Source organism: Photorhabdus caribbeanensis (assembly GCF_018448885.1).
Lineage (GTDB): Bacteria > Pseudomonadota > Gammaproteobacteria > Enterobacterales > Enterobacteriaceae > Photorhabdus > Photorhabdus caribbeanensis.
In genome coordinates, this window is sequence record NZ_RCWB01000121.1 from 1 (window position 1) to 878 (window position 878).

The 878-nt window shown below is 52.2% G+C and carries 1 protein-coding gene; it reads left to right on the forward strand.

The annotated features are described in order from the left end of the window. On the forward strand, window positions 1–878 hold an 878-nt coding region (gene tuf, locus EAE90_RS23250; protein WP_214055451.1), incomplete at both ends, for an elongation factor Tu.

An 878-nucleotide genomic window follows, 5' to 3' on the forward strand; every position in this document is an offset into this window, starting at 1 on the left:
TACGGTGGTAATGCTCGTGCATTCGACCAAATCGATAACGCGCCAGAAGAAAAAGCGCGTGGTATCACCATCTCTACTTCTCACGTAGAATACGATACCCCAAGCCGCCACTATGCGCACGTTGACTGCCCAGGCCACGCTGACTATGTGAAAAACATGATCACCGGTGCGGCTCAGATGGACGGCGCAATCCTGGTAGTTGCTGCGACTGACGGCCCAATGCCACAGACTCGTGAGCACATCCTGTTAGGTCGTCAGGTAGGCGTTCCTTACATCATCGTTTTCCTGAACAAATGTGACATGGTAGACGACGAAGAGCTGCTGGAACTGGTTGAGATGGAAGTGCGCGAGCTGCTGTCTCAGTACGATTTCCCAGGCGACGACACTCCAGTTATCCGTGGTTCTGCGCTGAAAGCGCTGGAAGGCGATGCAGAGTGGGAAGCGAAGATCATTGAACTAGCCGATGCTCTGGACAGCTACATTCCAGAACCAGAGCGTGCAATCGACCAGCCATTCCTGCTGCCAATCGAAGACGTCTTCTCTATTTCAGGCCGTGGTACTGTGGTAACGGGTCGTGTAGAGCGCGGTATTGTTAAAGTCGGTGAAGAAGTTGAAATCGTGGGTATCAAAGACACCGCGAAAACCACTTGTACTGGCGTAGAAATGTTCCGCAAACTGCTGGACGAAGGCCGTGCGGGTGAGAACGTGGGTGTTCTGCTGCGTGGTACAAAACGTGACGAAATCGAACGTGGTCAGGTACTGGCAAAACCCGGTTCAATCAAGCCACACACCACTTTCGAATCAGAAGTTTATATTCTGAGCAAAGACGAAGGCGGCCGTCATACGCCATTCTTCAAAGGCTACCGTCCACAGTTCTA